The organism is Sphingobium sp. SA916 (assembly GCF_002894065.1).
In the GTDB taxonomy this organism is placed as follows: domain Bacteria; phylum Pseudomonadota; class Alphaproteobacteria; order Sphingomonadales; family Sphingomonadaceae; genus Sphingobium; species Sphingobium fuliginis.
In genome coordinates this window covers 35314-54065 of the sequence record NZ_LXYF01000024.1, presented here as the reverse complement: position 1 = coordinate 54065, position 18752 = coordinate 35314, and the positions used below count along the sequence as shown (strand labels likewise).

At 62.0% G+C, this 18752-nt stretch carries 16 protein-coding genes and 1 tRNA gene; 8 read left to right on the top strand and 9 right to left on the bottom strand.

What is annotated here, in order from left to right:
• Positions 1-160: 160 nt before the first annotated feature.
• Positions 161-2452: a glycoside hydrolase family 3 N-terminal domain-containing protein gene (locus tag A8G00_RS05235; protein ID WP_172451791.1), complete on the bottom strand. Its 2292-nt coding sequence runs from the start codon at positions 2450-2452 to the stop codon at positions 161-163.
• A gap of 80 nt (positions 2453-2532) precedes the next feature.
• Here A8G00_RS05235 and A8G00_RS25770 point away from each other — a divergent pair, with 80 nt between their 5' ends.
• From A8G00_RS25770 to A8G00_RS05220, 3 genes are all read left to right on the top strand, one after another.
• A complete protein-coding gene (locus A8G00_RS25770) occupies positions 2533-2655 on the top strand; it encodes a hypothetical protein (protein ID WP_301182304.1) in 123 nt (40 codons plus the stop codon).
• Positions 2656-2754: 99 nt separating this feature from the next.
• Positions 2755-3072, top strand: coding sequence for a hypothetical protein (locus A8G00_RS05230; protein WP_146032569.1), 318 nt, complete (start codon positions 2755-2757; stop codon positions 3070-3072).
• A 545-nt stretch (positions 3073-3617) separates the two neighbouring features.
• Entirely contained in the window at positions 3618-4112 is a 495-nt protein-coding gene (locus A8G00_RS05220) for a DUF4145 domain-containing protein (protein ID WP_244968686.1), read from the top strand.
• Between the two features lie 21 nt (positions 4113-4133).
• Here the strand turns inward: A8G00_RS05220 and A8G00_RS05215 are convergent, their stop codons facing one another.
• The 5 genes from A8G00_RS05215 to A8G00_RS05195 all read right to left on the bottom strand — a co-directional run bounded on the left by A8G00_RS05215 (position 4134) and on the right by A8G00_RS05195 (position 9211).
• The gene (locus tag A8G00_RS05215) at positions 4134-6152 is read right to left on the bottom strand and encodes a hypothetical protein (protein ID WP_146032568.1); all 2019 of its coding nucleotides are present in this window, start codon (positions 6150-6152) and stop codon (positions 4134-4136) included.
• 170 nt (positions 6153-6322) lie between these two features.
• Positions 6323-6901, bottom strand: a complete 579-nt coding sequence (locus A8G00_RS05210) for a hypothetical protein (protein WP_025551679.1) — start codon at positions 6899-6901, stop codon at positions 6323-6325.
• Positions 6902-6905: 4 nt separating this feature from the next.
• Positions 6906-7502 carry a hypothetical protein gene (locus tag A8G00_RS05205; protein ID WP_216365598.1) on the bottom strand — a complete coding sequence of 199 codons (597 nt, stop codon included), beginning with the start codon at positions 7500-7502 and terminating at the stop codon, positions 6906-6908.
• Positions 7503-7760: 258 nt separating this feature from the next.
• The gene (locus tag A8G00_RS05200) at positions 7761-8309 is read right to left on the bottom strand and encodes a hypothetical protein (RefSeq protein WP_025551682.1); all 549 of its coding nucleotides are present in this window, start codon (positions 8307-8309) and stop codon (positions 7761-7763) included.
• A gap of 437 nt (positions 8310-8746) precedes the next feature.
• A complete protein-coding gene (locus A8G00_RS05195) occupies positions 8747-9211 on the bottom strand; it encodes a hypothetical protein (protein WP_128830872.1) in 465 nt (154 codons plus the stop codon).
• Between the two features lie 515 nt (positions 9212-9726).
• Here A8G00_RS05195 and A8G00_RS05190 point away from each other — a divergent pair.
• Entirely contained in the window at positions 9727-10317 is a 591-nt protein-coding gene (locus A8G00_RS05190) for a recombinase family protein (RefSeq protein ID WP_025551685.1), read from the top strand.
• Between the two features lie 165 nt (positions 10318-10482).
• On the opposite strand, the gene A8G00_RS05185 is transcribed toward A8G00_RS05190, so the two are convergent.
• A complete protein-coding gene (locus A8G00_RS05185; protein WP_146032567.1) occupies positions 10483-12114 on the bottom strand; it encodes a hypothetical protein in 1632 nt (543 codons plus the stop codon).
• A 441-nt stretch (positions 12115-12555) separates the two neighbouring features.
• On the opposite strand from A8G00_RS05185, the gene A8G00_RS05180 reads away from it, so the two are divergent.
• Positions 12556-12807: a hypothetical protein gene (locus A8G00_RS05180; protein WP_025551615.1), complete on the top strand. Its 252-nt coding sequence runs from the start codon at positions 12556-12558 to the stop codon at positions 12805-12807.
• 1229 nt (positions 12808-14036) lie between these two features.
• Positions 14037-14420 (top strand): DUF2513 domain-containing protein, encoded by a 384-nt coding sequence (locus A8G00_RS05165; protein ID WP_025551622.1) that lies wholly within the window; start codon positions 14037-14039, stop codon positions 14418-14420.
• A 762-nt stretch (positions 14421-15182) separates the two neighbouring features.
• Here the strand turns inward: A8G00_RS05165 and A8G00_RS05150 are convergent.
• Together A8G00_RS05150 and A8G00_RS05145 are read right to left on the bottom strand one after the other, a co-directional pair.
• Positions 15183-16877: a site-specific integrase gene (locus A8G00_RS05150; protein WP_103000230.1), complete on the bottom strand. Its 1695-nt coding sequence runs from the start codon at positions 16875-16877 to the stop codon at positions 15183-15185.
• A 92-nt stretch (positions 16878-16969) separates the two neighbouring features.
• Positions 16970-17056: transfer RNA gene (locus A8G00_RS05145), tRNA-Tyr, on the bottom strand.
• Between the two features lie 104 nt (positions 17057-17160).
• On the opposite strand from A8G00_RS05145, the gene rlmB reads away from it, so the two are divergent.
• Positions 17161-17901: a 23S rRNA (guanosine(2251)-2'-O)-methyltransferase RlmB gene (rlmB, locus tag A8G00_RS05140; RefSeq protein ID WP_061936478.1), complete on the top strand. Its 741-nt coding sequence runs from the start codon at positions 17161-17163 to the stop codon at positions 17899-17901.
• Positions 17902-17934: 33 nt separating this feature from the next.
• Positions 17935-18684 carry a hypothetical protein gene (locus tag A8G00_RS05135; protein WP_103000229.1) on the top strand — a complete coding sequence of 250 codons (750 nt, stop codon included), beginning with the start codon at positions 17935-17937 and terminating at the stop codon, positions 18682-18684.
• Positions 18685-18752: the final 68 nt, after the last annotated feature.

Sequence of the window (18752 nt, the reverse complement as noted above, 5' to 3'; positions counted from 1 at the left end):
CGGGAGTGAGACGGGGATGACGGGAGTGAGGTGGGGGATGACGGGAGTGAGACGGGGATGACGGGAGTGAGATGGGGATAACGGGAGAGAGATGGGGATGACGAAATGGGGAAAGAGGTGACGGGATCGGAATGGACGCGATCCGGGGTGGGATGATGGTTTATTGGGGGAAAGCGGGCGTGGTTTCCGCCGCATAAAGCGTGAACTGGCTGTGGAGGCCGCCATTGGATGATTGCCCGAGCCAGAGGTCGAACAGGCCCGGTTCGGCGATGATCCTGCTGCCCGCGCCGACAAATTGCAGGTCGGTGCGGGACAGGGAGAAGCGCACCGTCCTGCTCTCGCCGGGGTCGAGGGTGACGCGCTGGATGCGTTTCAACTCGCGGATCGGGCGGGTACGGCTGGCGACGCGGTCGCGGATATAAAGTTGGACGACTTCGCTGCCCTTGCGGGTGCCCTTGTTGGTGAGGCGGGCGGTGATTTCGATGGCGCGGTCCCAGCGCAGCGCCGTGTCGGACAGTTTCAACCCTTCCAGCGTGAAATCGCTGTAGCTGAGACCGTGGCCGAAGGGATAGCGCGCGCTATTGTCGGTGGTGGCGTAGCGCGAGCGATATTCGGTGCGGTTGTCGATCACCGGGCGGCCGGTCGACTTGCGGTCGTAGAAGAAGGGTTCCTGCCCCGATTCCCAGGGGAAGCTGACCGGCAGCTTGGCGGACGGGTTCACCTTGCCGAACAGGATGTCGGCAATGGCATGGCCGGATTCGGAGCCGAGGAACCAGGTCGCGAGGATCGCCTGCGCATTCGCCACGCCGTCATGCAGCGCCAGGGCGCGGCCGTGGCGGAGAAGGACGATGACGGGCCTTCCGGTCGCGGCGACGGCATCGGCCAGCGCCTGCTGCACGACGGGGATTTCGATGGCGGTGCGGGACTGCGCCTCGCCCGACATGTCCTGCGATTCGCCCAGCGCCAGGATGACGATGTCCGCCGCCTTCGCCGTTTCCACCGCTTTGGCGACGCCCCCGTCGATGGGCGTCAATATGCCGCTGCCCGGCGCGACCAGCAATCTGGCCGGGTCCGGCATGGCGGCGCGCAGGCCGGTGGCGATGTCGATGCCCTTGCCCTTGTCGCCGTAAAAGGCCCAGGGGCCGTAGACATTCTCCCTGTCCTCGCCGAACGGGCCGATGAGCGCGATGGTCTGCGCCCGGGCGGGATTGAGCGGCAGGACGCCATCATTCTGGAGCAGCACGATGGAACGCGCCGCCGCCTCCCGCGCCAAGGCGCGATGGGCGGGGGTGAAGATGCGGGTCTTTTCCGCTTCCTCGTCCAGCGAGCGCCAGGGATTGTCGAACAGGCCGATGGCGGTCTTGACGTAAAGGATGCGCCGGACGGCGACGTCGACCGTTTCCATCGGCACCGCGCCGCTTTTCACCAGATCGGGGATGTGGCGGATGTAAAGGCCGCTCTGCATCGACATGTCGACCCCGGCCAATATGGCGAGGCGGGTGGCGTCGCGCTCATCCTCGGCATAGCCGTGGGCGATCAGTTCCTCGTCCGCCGTATAGTCGGAAAAGACGAAGCCGCGGAACTTCATCTCGCCGCGCAGCGTGTCGGTGAGCAGGTCGCGGTCGGCGGTGGCGGGCACGCCGTTGATCTCGCTGAACGCCGCCATGGTGGTGAGCGCCCCCGCCGCGAAGGCGGCGCCGAAGGGCGGGAGATGGGTTTCGCGCAGCGTTTCGTCGCTGATGTCGACGCTGCCATATTCGAGGCCCCCGGCGACGGCGCCATAGGCGGCGAAATGCTTGGGGCAGGCGAGCAGGGAATCGTCGCGGCGCAGGTCGCGCCCCTGAAAGCCGCGCACGCGGGCGGCGGCGAAGAGGCCGCCCAGAGCGACATCCTCCCCGGCTCCCTCGACCACCCGGCCCCAGCGCTGGTCGCGGGCGACGTCGACCATGGGGGCAAAGGTCAGGTGCAGGCCGGCCGCCGTCGCCTCCACCGCCATGGCGCGCGCCGTGCGTTCCGCCAGCGACGGATCGAAACTGGCGGATTCGGCCAGGGTCACGGGGAAGATCGTCTTCAGGCCGTGGATGACGTCGCCCGCGAACAGCAGCGGAATGCCGAGGCGGCTTTGTTTGAGCGCAATCTCCTGCGCGCGGCGCGCGCCCGCGACGCCGATGCCGTTGAACAGGCAGCCGACCCGGCCCTTGCGGATTTCGTCGGCAAGCTGCCTTTCATTCTGGATGCCGACCTGCGGATTGGGGGGATTATAGGGGCGGAAACTGTCGGCCAGGCAGGTCATCTGCCCCGCCTTCTCCTCTATGGTCATGCGCGCGATCAGATCGTCCACGCGCTCCACCTCCGTCGCGGCAAGGGCGCGGCGGGGCAGGCGAAGGGTCAGGAAGCCGGCAAGGGCGGCGGTCAGGACGGCGCGGCGGGTCGCGGGAGGAACTGGGGTCATCAAGGGGAGCGTAACAGATTCCGGATGAACCGCACTTATCCCGTCAATGCGCGCAGGAAAGCAAGCTGTGGAGAGATGGGATGAGCCCTGAAGCGGATCAATTCGGCCCGGCGGCGGCGCCCGCGGCCAGCGATGGTGGACAGGGCTGGACTATCCAATGCTTCAACCAAAATAACGAAAAAACAGCATTCTATGGAAATTAAATGTATGATTCGTGTCCCATATCGTGTACCGGATTTTTAGCGGAGCAATCAAGCCCCGTTGGCCCGAGCAGGGCGGATTACTTTCTGGGGGTATTTTGCATGTCTGACGTAAAGGGCGCTTCCAACAATGCGGTTGAAATGATGGACGGCGCCGTCTGCCACTTCATGGGCTCTGGAATGGTGGCAATCACGAGCATTGATGATGAGGGCGCATCGCAAGCAGCCGTGATGGGCGCCGATGTTATGGGCGCTGCTGTGAACGCTTATAGGGCAGGTTCGGGGGACGGGAGCGTCGGAGCTTGGTCTTACCGCTTCATGGGGGGCGACGTCATAGCCCTTGTTAACCGGGAGGTCGCGCACAGTTCCGCCGTGGTGACGGTCGGGGACCTAGAGCAGGCCCTAGCCGAAGCGGCTTGATAAATCGACTTAGAGGGCTCGGAGGAAACTTCGGGCCCTTCGGCTATCTGGAGGACAGTAGATGCAGTCGGACAATCATACGGACCCAGCGGGCCCTGAGCCCGATTGGGCCGAAAGGTTCTGTCTGGCCTGGGAAGCTGGCGTTGAGGTGCTTTGCGGGCTGGTAGGGATCGGCGTGGGCCTGATGTTGCTTAGCGGCCTCGTGGCGCTCGCTGTGGCTTTGCCTATTCCTGCTGCTATATTTTGCGGCGCGATCATAATAGTTATGTCATTGCAGCGGGGTTGCTGCCGTCAACGTGAGTAATTGAATGCCGCCGCGTCTAACTGCTACCCAAGCCCTAGCCCATGCTACCAATCAGGCGGGGTATCCAAAGGTATCAGCCTCAACTTTCATATGCCCCCATCCCGATTGCCGTACACTCGCTCTTCATCGCTGGGGTTACGTAAATGGGGTCACTGTTCAAGGGGGTGGGAACCCATATAGGGCTTTCACGGAAGGGGCGCCCACGATTGTGAGCGCGCTCTGCGAGGCTTGCTTGAAGGAAGTGATTTTCATTGACGGGCGGCTACACGTTCCGAACGAAAGTGAGGCACCCGCGCCGCCCTCCGATCTTCCTAGTGATTTAGCAGAAGATTATGAGGAAGCGCGTCGGGTACTCCCTGTGTCCCCTAGGGGCGCCGCCGCGTTACTGCGGCTGCTAGTCCAAAAACTGCTACCACTGATTGGAGCGGACGAAGACGATATTAATAAGATGATCGGCCAATTGGTCAAGAATGGCGTCATCAACCCGAAAATTCAGCAAGCGTTGGATTCGGTCCGTGTTATCGGCAATGAGGCCGTCCACCCTGGTACGATGGACCTAAAGGATGATAGCGCTACGGCCTTCTCGCTTTTCAATCTAATCAATTACATCGTGGAGAAAGCGATAACAGAGCCCAAGGAGATAGATGCAATCTACGCAGGACTTCCGGCCGGAAAGCTGGCTGGCATCATCAATCGCGACAAGTCGAAAGAACAAAAAGCCCCCGAAGCGCCATAGCGGCACCCCAGGGGCATATAGTCACAGAGGGTTCCCCTCCGCGTCAAAGTTGTCTTCGTAACGGCCATACATACCGTAACCCCGACCGCCTGGATTTTCACCAACGCCTAGAAGGACCTGACCGTCCTCCGTAGCGGGCTCAATGTTCAGTGCGGCGGCCTTGGCCAGGAGGGTGGCGTTGCGATGACGATATGCCGCCTGCTGTGCATCACGCTCGGCAAGGCCCGCAATGTCGTCCAGGTGGCCCCGGAAGGCCTTGGGGTCCTGTTCAGTGAGGACCTGGGCTGTACGATCCTTAACGCCGTTGCGGAATTCTCCGCCCGCCTTCTCCCCTACCTTAGCCAAAGCGCGGCCTGCCATCGCCTTCCAGCCCGTGGGGAGCGTCGGAGCGATTTGCTCGTTAAGGTCGGCGTCTAGGGCCTGACGGCCAGCCGTGGCGGAATTGCCCTGGGCCTCACTCCAAAGGATATTCCCCTGGTGCTCGGCCTCCAAGCGGTCCAAGAGTTGGCGGACGGCGCCGCTATTGCCGCCCATACGGCCGATGGCGTCTTGCTTGGTTTGATCGCCCAATGCGCCCCTGATGCGGGCTGATACGTTGCCGGTCTGATGCTGTGCGCCCCAGTCGGTGGCCTCATCGGCCAGAGCGGACCTTGCGCCAAGCGCCCAGGACTCATGCGCGGTCTCAGGGATCGAGCGGGCCATTTCGTTGACCTCGTGACCCGAGAGCCCCGCAACGCGCCCACCAGCCTCCAGGGCGTCCCGCTGGGCCATGTCGTCCGCATAGAGCCGGATGGCATCGCCGTAGGCCTCATTCTGGGCCGCAAGCTGGTCTCGGAGGTCCCCCGCTCGTGCATTGATGTGGACGGAGTTGGTATTGTGGACGGGCTGGCCGGTGCGCGGATTGATGCCAGCCGCCGCCCTGCCATTGTCACGCATAGCCCTAATGACCTGATCGAAGCCCTCAGTTGAAAGGGACTGCATGGCCTCAGGGTCTATGGTGCCGTCCTGCCGCATACGGAGCCCCATGGCCTCAGGGTCCCCGATGGCGTTGCCGATATTCCGGTAAGCTTGGGGCAAGGCGTCCTTGAACGCGGGCGTAGCCATGATCGCCTCAATCTCAGGCGTTATCACCATCGGCTGCGCATAGGCCTCACGATACAGCGGCGCCACGCGGGCCTTTGCGGCGGCCGTCTGGCGTTCGATCTGGGCCAATGGGTCCGTAACGCTGCCCATAGTGTCAATAACATGCTGACGGACGCGGGCGGCCTCCTGAGCCTTACGGGCGTCCAGTGCCGAACGGACCAGCCGTTGCCCCGGTCCCATGCCGCGAGACGCCCAGCTCGTGGTATTCCTCAGCGACTCCGTAATGTCGCCTGGCATCGCGGGGACTCCCATGGCCTGCCTGCGTTCCAATTCGGCCGCGATGGTCTCAGGGGACGCGGCGGGGCCGTTCTGTCCCATGCCGGTAACGATATTCCCCTCTCCGAGCCGCTGGCTCAAGGTGCGGTCTGCGACTTCACGGGCGCGGGCTTCCTTGGTGAGCTTACTCTTGCGCAGGACGGCGCGAGGTACGTTAGCCAAGCGGCGGGTGGCACCATCGTAGCCGGGGAGTTTTCCACGGGCCCAGCGATGGGCGAGCGCGGCACCTTCAAGGGCGGGAGTGGCCAAGCCTCCCAGCGCGGCGCCCGCCACGGCCGACTGGATAGCGCTGTCTACGCGGTCCGCGACGCTGTCACCTTCGCCCGCACCTGAAAGGCCGCCGTAGATAGCGCCGATTTTAGCGCCCTGCGCGATCTTAGCGCCCATTCCGGCGCCCTTCGCCAGTGCTCCGCCTGGGAGGAGCAAGCTAGCCCCAATGCCTCCGAGCGTAGACGTCCATGCGAGGTTCGGGTGCTCGTCGTCATATTGGGCCTGATGGGCCTTAAAGTCCGCTTGACCTTGCTTGAAGGCCTCGCCCACGGGCTTGCCGGTGACGAGGGCAGCAGCGGCGTCTAGGCCCCCAGCGAGCTCGTCGCCCCAGTTGGGGAGCACATTGTCCACCACGTCTCCCACAAAGTCGCCAGCGGTCTGGAGACCCGTGCGGGGCTTCCGGGCCTGGGGAGCAGAAGCCTCCGCTTGGACCCGCTGGAGGACTTCCTCCCCTGATGCCCCTTCTGGCGCGTCCACTTCAAAGGTTGAGCCGTCTGGCCCCTCAATTACGTATCTTGGCATTACTTAACTTTGCGGATGGTCCAGCCGTTCGTGGATGGTTTGCGGCGGACAGATGGTGGCGGGGTCGGGAGGCCGAGACGCTTGGAATAGGAGGCGCGGCTCGTGTCGAGGAAGGTTTGGAGGCCGTCCAATGCCTCTTCGTTGGCGCTGTCGAAACTGTAGCGGTTCGGTAGGTTTTGGATGGCCAGCTTACTCTCAAAGTCCGACATGGCCCCTTCGCCTGGGGTGCGCTGGGCGGGCCGGACCAGAGTGCGAAGCCCTGCGACGGCATTATCGAATCGGGCATTAGCCTGGGTAGGCATAAACTCGCCCAAGGATTTGAGTGGCCCTGAACCCCGGAGGGTTTCATTGTAGAGCGCCCGCACGCGGTCCACCTGGGGCTGAATGCGGTCCATCTGGTCCAATGCGGCTCTGGCGGCGTCGCGGCTCTTTGAGGTTTCGAAGGGCTGCCCGCTTTTCGTGGGCTGCGACGGGGCGGCTCCCGGCTCGGTGTAATTGTGCCACTGGCCGCCCTTAAAGATAATGCGTTGGCCGGTTTTCGGATTGGTGGCCGTCTGGCCTTCTTGAATTTCGCTCATGGGATTAGTCCAGTATGAAGCCCGTAGGCGTCTTGATGGTTGCCTTGCGGGTCACGGCGGCAGGCACTTTACGTAGGGTGGATCTGCGCTCCGCTCGGGCGTCAGCGGCACGGGCCAAATCCACACGTGCGGCACCCTGCGCGGTGCGGGCATCGTTCGTGGCGATGCGGTTATCGGCGATGCGGTCGCCGCGCTCATTACTGCTGGCCTGCGCAACCGTCATGCCCGAATTGCCCGCTACGGTCCCGTAAGTGTCGCTCCACGCGGAGGGCATCCCCTCCGGACTGATGCCGTATCGCTGCGGATTGGCAATCAAGTCCGCATAGGCTGCGGCTCGCTGGTCGGCCGGGAGCTTGCCGATCTGGTAGACGAGGCGAGCCTTTAGGTCCTGCGCCTCCTTCCAGGATGGCGCCGCCTTGGCCTCTCGCTCAGCGCGGGCCTTAGCGTCCCTTTCGTCCTGAGCGGCCTTGGCGAACTCGGGGACCTCACGAACCGTGCGGTTCCCTTGAGCATCCGTCATAATCTCAAAGCGGTTATTTGGGCCGCCATAGGTGACTGACTTCTGAGCTTCCCTGCGGAGCCCCGCGTTGCGGTCAGCCATTACGCCCGCTGCGGCCCCAAGGCCCTCTCCGAAATTCTGGTTAGACAGGAAGGCCTGTCCGATGCCCAGGAGCGTTTCGGAGATATGGTCATTGTCCCAGATGGTCGCCTTTTTCTTTACAGAGGGCGGAGGAGCCGGGAGGGTTTGTTGGAGCGTACCGCCAGCAGACGGGGCGGGCATGGCGCTGTCAGTGTCGAACGGGCTAATGGAGCGAGAGGCGGCCCAAGGCGAGGCCGATGGAAATGACATAGATATTCCTTAGAGGGATGGTGCGGCGACTGGTGGCGCCGAAAAATGCTGAGGGTTGGCCATGCGGAGCGACATGTTCCGAAGGACTGACCGGGCCCGCTGCTTGGCTTCCTGATGCTCAGGTGACTCCTTCAGGGCGTACCACTCCGAGCGGCGCCCGGTATATTTACCCGGCATTTCCGGCAACATGCCGTCCGCCTGGAGCGTAAGGAACATGCGGGGATCGTTCAGCGGGGCGTCCGGCGCGAGTTGGGCAGCTTCACGCTTGGCCCATGCGGCAAACTTGGCGCAGCGGTTAGGATCGTTCGCCTCTACCAGCTTCCAAGCGCCGATGGGTGAGACGGCAAAGACGGGTTCGTCATCGAAGGGATAGAGCGCGATATCGTCGTCCGTCGCGGTGCGGTTGAAGACGTCGAGGGCGGCGATCGAGAGGCCCATTGACGTGCAGAATGGTTCCGCTTCGAACCACGGGGCGCCCTCCCACATGAAGATGCGGACGGGCTGGCCGTAGCAGACGCGGGTGAAGGTTAAGCCGTCTGTTGATGGCTTAGGGGTCATTGTATTCCTGTTTGTATTGGATTTGGGTTGTGGATTTGGTCCCATACGGGTCCCCCTGTGCCGAAAAGTGGCCGGGGGTTTCCTCGGCTGGGCCGGAAAGTGGCGGATGGAACCGGATGGGGCGGAAGGGACCCAAAAAGGTACCCGTAACTAGGATATGGTGCTGGAAGGCTCTGGCGGGGCGTTGAGAAGCAGGGCAAATGCAGCCTGCGCCGAATGGTCGGTCGCCTCGCAACTCTAAGGACAGACTATTATTACTTCTGCATCTATCGCCGCCTACCTCTTACATAATCCAACGGTAGCGGCGGAATTACTCGGACTTGCCATCGTGTTGATTAAGCTACCCATCGCGGTTCTTAACTACAGGACGGCCAAGTTAACTGCCCGCGCAGATTAACGCGGAGGGGCGGGACCGGGCGGCAACCTGGTCCCAAACCTCAGCCCTCCCGCGCCATTTCGTCCAGATAGTCCTCAGCGGTCTTAAGGGTGCTCTCCGTCCTCGCGGTCGGCTTGGTTTTCGTGAAGTCCAATATGACCCGAGCGGCGGCCGTGCGGTCCGCAACGGGCACAGGGCTCCGCAAGACGAGGAGGACCCTCTCCAAGGCTTCCACGGCATCGGAGTCATCTGGCAGCTCCCCGCGCTGGGCCATCTTCTTCATGATCTTGGCGACCACCGGCCGTTGGGCCTCTACGGCCGCGTCAAACTGCGCATTGGTCAGGTGCTTGGGCTTGCCGAGCCGTGGCGACCCCCGAGGCTTTCTCAGCGCCGCCGACTTGGCCGCAAGGTCCTTGGCGTAGGCGGTCCGCTCCTCCGGGGTCATCTTGGCCCACGGCCCCCATGCGGCGCCTTTCGGCTTGGTGACGATCGGGACGGGAGGTGGCGATAAGAGACTGTCGGCCACGAAGGCCTCTAGGCGCGGAATGTTCTTTGCGCCTGGTGGTCGGCCACGGGGGCGGCCGGTGCGTTTAGTTGCCATGTGCTTCCTGTGGAAATTTCTGGGGCGGCGTGTGTGCGTGAAAGGTCCGAGCGGAAATTTTTTCGTTCGAGCGAAGCCGCCAATTTTGAATTGGATTGTGGCCTGAGCCGCTGGGACCACGGGTGGCGGGAGGAAGGGACCCGTGAGATTGGCATTGCCATTCCCCCTGACTGCGCGGCGGGAGACCGGAGGGGGACGGCACGGGCAGGGGATCGGCAACCCCTCACCCCAGCTCCTGACAAGCGGGAGAGCGTGGCGACATATGCAGGCAGAGGGCAACGATAAGGTCGCGCCACCATTCCGACATTTGCCTCAGCAATCGGCTGCATCGAAAATGGACAATTACGATACAATCTGATTGGGTGTATCGAAAAGTAGCTTGACCCCATATCCGATGCAAGTCATTTACCGATACAGAGTTTCGATACATGGAGAGCCAGATGGCCCGCACGTTTGCCTACTGCCGCGTCAGCACCGCCGATCAGACCACGGACAACCAGGTCCGCGAGATTGAGGCAGCGGGCTTCGCTGTCGATCCTAAGCGCGTGGTGGCCGAGACCGTATCTGGGTCCGTTGCGGCGAAGGAGCGTAAGGGCTTCTCGCGCCTGGTGGACCGACTGGAGGATGGGGACGTCCTGGTCGTAACCAAGATGGACCGCCTCGGCCGCAACGCGATGGACGTTCGCGCCACGGTCGAACAGTTGGCGAAGGATGGCGTGCGGGTCCATTGCCTGGCCCTAGGTGGCGTGGACTTGACCAGCGCAGCGGGCAAGATGACTATGGGCATCATCAATACTGTGGCCGAGTTTGAGCGCGACCTCTTGATTGAGCGCACCCAAGCGGGCCTGAGCCGCGCTAAGGCCGAGGGGAAGACACTGGGGCGGCCAGCTGCCCTGAGCCGTGAGGACCAAGAGGCCATTGCGGCCCAGCGTCGGGAGGGTGTGTCCTTGGGCGCACTGGCAAAACAATTCGATGTGTCGCGGGCGGCTATCCAGCGGGTCGAGAAGCGCTTTGCAGAGGCGGGAAAATAATCAGGCTCAGCCTTTACCGGGCTCCACAACGTAAGCCTTGCTGTCCAATGTGTTTGGGCAGATTGCGCTCCGCCCTGGGGCTTTCGTCGGGGTGCTTAGGTCCGGGATAACGGCGCGGGCGTGAAGGAGGCCGCGAGGGACTTTCAGGGGACCTAGCGTTTTCATCTAGACCCTATCGGCCCTGCGAACCTCCTTCGTCCCGAGAACGAGCCCCTCGCCAGCCAGCCAGGCCTTAAAGGCCGGACGCGTGAGCACCTGGGCCAACTCTGGAGCCGTGCCCATTCCTACCGCTTTCCGTATGTCGATCTTACGGACCCGCTCAGCCCCTCCAGCTACGAAGCGCCGCCTTATTTCCTCAGCGACGTCCAGGCTCCTGCCCGTCAGCTCTCCAGCGCCGAACGGCCGCCAGTCCTTTATCGCCGCTCCGGGGAAGGTCTCGGCCAATAGCGCCTTGGTGTCCTTCCCGGTCTTTCCGATCACATAGGCCTCACAGTCCCCGCAAACACCATCAGCACCGTTCCGCACATTGGCGCGGCATATGGCCTGTAAGAGGTTGTGGCGGTGCTCCCCGGCTGCAATGCGGCTGATGGTCTCACGGTCGAGCCCTTGGGACGGAACGCGGCCGGAAGCGGCTATATGGTGGGCCGTGTAGGCGGCGTCGGTCAGATGCCAGAGGCTCAGCACCATGACCTTGCGGACATGCCGGTAGGCGTTCGTGGCGTTGTGGCGCCCCCAGTTGACGAAATGGAGCCGCTCGGGATTTGCGACCTGGGCTTTCAGCTCGTCCAGGACCGTATCGGCGCCTCGGGCTTGGTGATGGATGATAAGCCATTCTTCAGCGGGGGCAGCGTTGATGACCGACGCGGCGCCTTCCAGTATTTCGCGGCGAGTCTCAGGGACATTTAGCGCCGATCGGCTGGACGCTCGGTCCCAGTGGCGGACCGTCAAGCGGCTGTAGTTGCGCCCTGCCCCTGGTAGGCGTCGGATCGGGGCGCCAGTCTCCTCCATGGCCCGGTATGTCTCCCGAACCCTGCCCGAGGCATCGAGCACGAGAGCGGGTTGGAAGTCGGCGGGCAGGGGCGCGGTAGCCGATGCGAGGACCCTGCCCATACGATTATCCCGGAGGATGATTGCTTCTCTTCCCAGGATGGAAACCAGCCCGTCCCATTCCCGTTTCTGAGCCCCTGAGAGGGCCGCCAGAGTCGAAGGGCAGGCCGAGAGCTGGTGAGATAGCGTAACGGACTGGCGAGTCTCTACGGACTCCAGAGCGGCCGTGATGGCGTCCAGGCCTTGAGCGGCTTTCGGGTCCAGCGGGCGCAAGACGGCCGGGATGCCCTTGAGCATGTCGAGCCGCACCGTCACCGGCTGGGCCGCGAGGAAGCTTTCATCCCAGATGCGCAGGGTACGAGGGCGGCCCAGGTAATGGAATTTGTCAGCATCAGCGAAGGAGCGGCCAGTCGTCCAGCGGCGGAGCTTCTCATGGGTCGTGAAGATGACGGGCGCGGCGTCAGGATCGGACAGGCCCATTTCGTTCATAGCGTCGCCTTCAGCGACCGTGACGGCGTAGTGATGACGAGAGAGGCCCGCCTGGTCCACATAGGACCGTATTTCTTCGTGACGGGACAGAACGATCAAGGCGCCGTGATGATCGCGGAAGCCCTCATCTTTACAGGAGCGGATAAAATCCCAGATTGCTGATGACTTTCCTTCGCCGGGGTCCATTGAAGATAGGACCAACTGAGGGACGGAGCTTGAGGCAGCGTTAAGCTGACTTATCGCTACTTTAAGTTCCTTCATGTTATCTCTTAAATTGATTATTATTGTCCACCTTCAAGAACCTTTAAGTTCTTAAAGTCTCATAGTTCCTTATGCGGATTTACTAACTTGGTGTCCTCCAGCTCGACACAGGGGGGCATTAAGAGCTCTACCCAATGCGCTTGGCAGCTAGGTAACGTCCGTTCCCCCACCGTTTCCCCACGCCGCATGTTCTTCTCACGTTGGGGGAATTGGTCCCCTGCGATCGGGGCATGTCGGCACGGACAATTCTTCTTAGATGGGCAATAATGCGAGAAGCCAGGAAAACCGCCAGTTTGGCGCTGTCAGCCGATTACCGAGAGGTCGGCCGAAAGGGAAGCAGAGCGCACCCAGAGTTATCTCTGGGGCGCCCCGGTTAGCGGTGCCATCATCGCTGGAGCCTTCGGAAGGTCGGTGTTATGGAGCGGTGAAAGGGGAAGAAACTTGAGGCTTATTATCCACTTGAGCGGCTCTACGATCTTCGAGTCTGAAATTGACGCCGTTCCACCTATCGGCACGGTCATCCGTTTCGTGACGCAAGGCTACAAGAAGGGCCTGAGGTCGGGCTCCGTGGTAGAAATAACGCTGAATAGGGACGACCCGCCCTGCTTAGACTTCACCGAAATTCCGAGCGGAACCGTGATCCTGGACGCGAACGGCTATGAGCTGATTAAGGCCGGACCGGAGATAGACTGACAGATGAGGCCCCCGCTCAGAACGGGGAGCTTTCCAGCCGCGCAAAGCCTCCTTTCTTCTAAGAATGGGTTATAATGCGTCGCCCGGAACCTGAGGCTCCGAGCGGCTGGCGGGACAGTTGTTCTTAGATGCGCAATAATTGCCGGATTTCTGCGGCTTTCACGGCCTAAATGCGGGCCGGATCAATCCCGCACTGTCGCAACATTTTCTCGGACTTGGCCACCAGTTTCCGAAACGCGCTTATCTTTTTCCGATCCCCGGAGGCTTCCGCCAGGGACATGCCGCGTAGTGTGTCTGCATGCATTCGCTTCAAACTGGCGACGAACTCTTCAGGGCTGGGCATTCCAGACAATGACACCTCCATCCGATGGTTCTGCAAGGTCCCTTATTCGCCAGCCACGATCAAGCGCCCATTCCATATGTTCTCTTTTTGTTCTATCCTCCATCCATGCCTTGAGTCGCCTTGGAGGATCGAAATGCACGCAATGCCCTTCACCGCTGCCCCTTCCCCTTGCCCAGTCCCGCTGGACCAAATCAATGCTGTGGAGCTGACCGGCGATATTCTCGTGGACGCCTTCGCGGCCGTGCAGGGTCCGATGGAAACCCAACGCGCCCGCCTACATCGATTTGCGGCCCACCAGCGCTTAAAGCGACCCGCCATCGCAGCGGAGGCCCTTTCAGTCCGCATGGCTCTCCTAGGCGCTCTCATGGACTCCTGCGGCATTGTTGAGGGAGAGTGGCTTGCCACCTGTGAGGCCGTAGCAAGGATCAGACTGGAGGACGGAAGAAACCTTGCGATGCCTTGGGGAGACGCTGGGGTCTCCTATGACGAGGCCATGCTGCAGGAGATGATCTGGGCCTACGGGGAGAAGCGATGAGCCGGAGACGCAAGGGGGAGCAGCCTATTCCTAAGCTGCTGGACACTTGGTCCGATAATCACACAGTAGCCGATATGATCCGCACAGGATCGAGGTGGTTTGACGCCTGGCAGATGCAGAAGGGAACCCCTTATGTGAAGCTAGCGAAACGGACGGGCATCGTGCCCAAGAGACTCATGGCGATAAGCGCCGGGGACCGGGTGTCCCGTGCGGAGCTGGACGCCCTAGCGCGCGCCTGGAATGTCAGCGCGGGGGACCTTGAGGCCTCGATGCCCGATAAAAGACTATTGGTGGACTGAGTGGGCAGTACCGCTAGACTGGATATCCACACTCGGAAACACAGGGATCAAGATGAAGCGTGATATGGACCTAGTGAGGGCGATCTTGTTGAAGATCGAAGGTCACCCGACGCCCACCGTTGAGGGATATCTGGAAGTAGACGGCTACGAGCAAGGCCCCATCCATCACCATATCGACCTTCTTAAGCAGGCTGGTTTCGTGGATGCCTTCTGCGCCATGGACGCGAATACGGAATATGGCTTTCTCTTCCAGGATGTTTCCTTGACTTGGCAGGGGCACGAATTTCTCGGCACGGTGAGGGACCCCGAAATCTGGCAGAAGACAAAAGCGGGAGCTGCCAAGGTAGGCGCTTGGTCCGTTTCGATTGTGGCAGAGCTGGCTAAGGGCTTCGTCCTGCAAAAAATGACCACCCTAGGCCTTCCGGTAGGAGCCTAGCGGGTCTCAGTGACTCTCAGGCTCGCAAGTCGTATAGCTTCCCCATGGCAAACGAGCTGGACGACATTAAGGCCCAGGTGGATTGCCCGAAGTGCGGCAAGGAACTGAATGTCCCTTATCGGGTCATCAGGCTCCAGAAGACTGTAGGGTGCTCCTGTGACGCCATAATCCGGCTTGTGGACGATACGCCCATAGGGGTCCTTCAGCGCCTCATAGACGAAGAGAACCCGCCTACTGCGGAGAATGACCGCTAACAGCCCATCGTCTCCAATACCAGCCGCCGCATGAGCTTCCCTTGGCCGGATAGGGACATGAGGACCTCTCGCTCATTCATGGGGTTCCGCTGGCGAACAATCATCATGTGTCCTTCGGCCTTGTTTCGGCTGCGGTCGGAAAGGTCCATGAAATGCCGCGATGCCGTCGAAAGGTTGCTCCCCAGCGCCGCCGCGTAGTCGCTTACGGCTTTCCCTTCGTCCAGCGCTACGGCCAAAAAGGCCTGTATGACCTGGCTAGGTACTGTCGGACCCATCATGGCCCGGAAGTGACGGAGGGCTCTGTAAAGACGTTGGAGAGCTTCTCGCTCCTCCGGTGATAGAGTGTCCATGATGTTCCCCTTTCGATGGTGCGTGCGACGCCCAGAGCTGCCTTGCGTGGGCGCGAATGATGCTGGTAGGCTGTAGGAGCTACGGGCCGAGTTTGGCCTTCCCCGGTAAGGCGGGGATGAGGGTGTAGGTAACGATCCCTGCGGGCCCGTAGCGACTTTCAGGGCTGGAGGTGCGTAAGGTCCAGCTCGGGGTATCTCACCTTCTCAAGCACGCCCCGAAGAGTGCTGACCGTGAAGCCGGACCCGTAATTTCCTTCGGACCCTGCTATCTTGCGGCCCGCCAGCGCCTGTCCTTCTGGCCGCCCGAAATACCCAATGAGGCGCAACGCATCCTCAAAGTTGTGGCGGAAGCTGTGCATGCCTAGCTTCGTGCCGACGATTTCCCGCTCTTTCAGAAGCAAGGAGAACCGCTCGCCCAATTTAGCGCCGGATTGCCCACGGGAGCTTGCCTTGCCATCCGGAAAGAGGAGGTCTTCAGGCCGTCCGATGTCACGGCGGTGCGTCAGGAAAGATAGGAAGCCCAGCCGCACCAGTTCAGAATGTAAGGGGACGTTGCGGCGGCTCTCTTTGTTCTTTAGGCGGCGCCCCTCATGCGGCCGAAGCATGAAAGTGGGGAAGCCCTCAAGGTCCGCCACGTCCATAATGCGGAGGCCCGTGATTTCGCCCAGCCGCATGCCCGAGTAGAGGGCAATCAGCGGCACCCAATAGCCGCCAGGTTTCTCGGCTGCGTCCGCTTGTCGTGACGTCCAAGGCTCGGCCGAGAACAGTTTTTGAAGCTGGGGCATCGTGAAGGGCTCGCGGCGGTCGCGATCTTCCACAGGATCGTCCACCGACAATCCGCTAAAGGGGTTCTTAGTCGCCCACTTCTCGTCCGCCGCCCAGTTAAAGATGGCGGACATTTGCACCATGTAACCCTTATTGACCGTGTTAGGGCCAATGGTTGGGCTTCCTAGCCTTCGTCCCTCCGCGATAGCTTCAGGGACAGTAAGGCCTTTGAATTCGGCTCGTTTGCCGATGCTCATGGGCAGCGATTTAACCAGCTCAAATACCTCTCGTGCCGCCGCCCGGTCGATGGAAGCGGCATCGCGATCCCCGATAGTCTCACGCAGGAGGCGCATGACTGGAGAGATTGCTTTGCGGCTCGATACGCTCCAGCCGTCCCATTTGGCGGCCTTATAGGCGTCGAGGAGCGCCGAAACGGTCCGAGCGCGGCCTTTGGGGTTCATCGGCCGTTTGGGCCTTGGCGGGACCTTTACGACCATCCCGGCCGTTCTGGCCTCGGATGATTCGTGGAATTCTATTGCGGCATCATTCAAGGCGTAAAGAAAGCGGCTCCGCCCCTCATGGTCGCTTGGATCGACCAGCAGCCCTTCCGCCGACAAAAGAGCGTCTGCGTCTTTCCCCCAACGCTTTTCCATGGCCTCTATGTTCGCGGCCAGCCGCCATTCGCGGAACTCACCGAGCAATTCGTCCCAGCCGCTCTTGACCAGCTCGGCCCATGCCTCGCCTTTGGCGCGGAGTGAGGCCTCTTCGTAGACATGCCAATCATGCACGAAAAGCTCTACAAGGTGGGCTATCGTGTCCGGAGTATAGGAATCAAGCCTACCCTCTTGGTCCTTCTCGTGTCGTTTGCGTGCGGCTCGCGCTTCTCGGACCTCCCGATCAAAACGCCGTTTCGCCTGTTCATATCGCTGGAAGGCTTCCGGCGTGATATATGTTTTTGAGCCTAGAGGGACCTTGAGCTCCCGGCACCCAGGCTTGGCAAGAAAGGGGCGAACATCATCGGGATAGCGACGGCGAAAAATAAGTCTTCCGGTAGCCTCTTCTCGCACCCAATCAAGGGACTTGCCCATTACGCCTCCTGTGCCGGATTGTGTACCATTTCCGGGGGTAGAAAGCTGAGTTTTCCGAGGTTTTGGAGGCATTTCAAGCGCTTGCAGAGCGATGGTGGACAGGGCTGGATTCGAACCAGCGTACGGGAAACCCGGGCAGATTTACAGTCTGCTGCCTTTAACCACTCGGCCACCTGTCCAGTCGCCTAACCGGCGTCGGAGGGTGCCCCGACCGGCTGGAGGGCGCTCCAATGGCGAAAGGAGACTTGCCTGTCAATGGCCCAATGTGAAAAGAGCGCTTCCCATGAAAAGAGGAAATCGCACCGGAAAGGCCAAAGGGACCTTTCCCCGCTTCTATGGACGGCATGCCGTCATCGCCGCGCTCGCCAATCCGGACCGGGTGGTGCGCAAGATATGGGGGACGAGGGAGGCGCTGAACGCGCTCGACCTGCCGCCTGTCTTGCCCATCGTCTATGCCGATGGCGCCGATCTGGGCCGCATGGTGCCGTCGGATGCGCCGCATCAGGGGATCGTGGCGGAGGTGGAGCCGCTGGACGATGTCTGGCTGGGCGACGTGCTGGAGGCGGGGCGGGACGATAACAGGCCCGTGCTGGTGCTGGACCAGGTGACGGATCCGCATAATGTCGGCGCGATCCTGCGGTCCGCCGCGGCGTTCGACGCGCTGTGCATCGTGACGCAGGACCGCCACGCGCCGCCCGAATCGGGGGTGCTGGCGCGCGCCGCGTCGGGGGCGCTGGAGATCGTGCCCTGGGTGCGGGTCGTGAACCTGGCCCGGGCGCTGGATGAGATCGCGGAAGCCGGTTACTGGCGCATCGGGCTGGACGGCGAGGCGGAGCAGACGCTGGGCGAGGCCATCGGCACGTCCCGCGTCGCGCTGGTGCTGGGGGCCGAGGGCGAAGGGCTGCGTCACAACAGCATGGCGCATTGCGACATTTTGGCTAAACTGCCGATCAGCCCGCGCATGGAGAGCCTGAACGTCTCCAATGCGGCGGCGATCGCCCTCTACGCGGCTGCCAGCCGGTAGCGGCCGGGGCCACGGACGACAGGGGGTTCGAACGTGACGGTCTTTCTGCGCTCGGCCGCCGTGCTGGCGGCCAGTCTGCTGCTCTCCGCCTGCCTGGTGACGCCGGGCAGGTTCGATTCCACGCTCGACATCCGCGCCGACCGGAGCTTCAGCTTTACCTATAAGGGCGAGATACTGGCATCGGACATGGGCAAGGGCCTGGGTTCGATGCCGGGCAATGACGATCCGATCGACGGCGCGACGCCCAGGGACCAGCAGAGCAGCCTGCGCACGGCGCTCCGGTCCGGGACGCAGGGCAAGGCCGAGGAGCGTTTCGACGTCAAGGACGACAAGGGCGACGAGCAGCAGATGCAGGCGATCGCGGCGGCGCTGTCGAAGGAGAAGGGCTTTCGGTCGGCCCGCTACATGGGCAATCGCCGGTTCGAGATCGACTATGCGATCAGCGGCCGGCTGACCCACGCCTTCCTTTTTCCCTTCAACAGCGACGCGCAGATCGTGCTGCCCTTCGTGGCGGTGGAACTGCGTGGGGAAGACCGGGCGCGGGTGAAGGCGCCGGGCTATTCCAACGGCTATGACAAGAGCCAGAACCCGATGGGCGGCAATGGCGGCGACGATGCCGCCAAGGCGCTGGACGGCACCTTCACCCTCACCACCGATGCGGAGATCGTCAGCCAGAACCAGGAAGACGGCGCGCAGGACATGGCGCAGGGGAAACGGATCGTCTGGAAGATCACGCCGCTGACCGGCGAGGCGCCGGCGGCCACGCTGAAGTTCAGGCCCTAGGCTCAGCACCCATTTCGGGCGGGTTCGAGGCGTCGGAATGGCATAAGGTAGCGGGTTCGCGTCGAGGC